General features: G+C 55.7%; 2 tRNA genes and 1 rRNA gene. All 3 read right to left on the reverse strand.

What is annotated here, in order from left to right:
- Positions 1–43: 43 nt before the first annotated feature.
- Positions 44–119, reverse strand: a tRNA-Ala gene (locus M3636_RS29220).
- Positions 120–145: 26 nt separating this feature from the next.
- Positions 146–222: transfer RNA gene (locus tag M3636_RS29225), tRNA-Ile, on the reverse strand.
- 58 nt (positions 223–280) lie between these two features.
- Positions 281–397: ribosomal RNA gene (gene rrf, locus M3636_RS29230) — 5S ribosomal RNA — on the reverse strand.
- Positions 398–404: the final 7 nt, after the last annotated feature.

Raw genomic sequence — 404 nt, forward strand, 5'->3', positions numbered from 1 at the left:
TCGATTAACAGTCGAGTGCTCTACCAACTGAGCTATCAGGGAATGGTGGAGCCAAGCGGGATCGAACCGCTGACCTCCTGCTTGCAAGGCAGGCGCTCTCCCAGCTGAGCTATGGCCCCATTCTTCGATATTACTATTGTATTTATGGTGGGCCCTGGTGGACTCGAACCACCGGCCTCACCCTTATCAGAGGTGCGCTCTAACCAACTGAGCTAAGGGCCCACATATATAACCCTTTTTCTCTACGAGGGGGGCAAAAAAAATACCCCAAAGGGAATTCGCTTGGCGGCGTCCTACTCTCCCAGGACCCTGCGGTCCAAGTACCATCGGCGCTAGAGGGCTTAACGGTCGTGTTCGGGATGGGTACGTGTGGAACCCCTCCGCCATCGCCACCAAACGCGTAG

This window comes from Paenibacillus sp. MER 99-2, assembly GCF_023714095.1.
Classification (GTDB): domain Bacteria; phylum Bacillota; class Bacilli; order Paenibacillales; family Paenibacillaceae; genus Paenibacillus.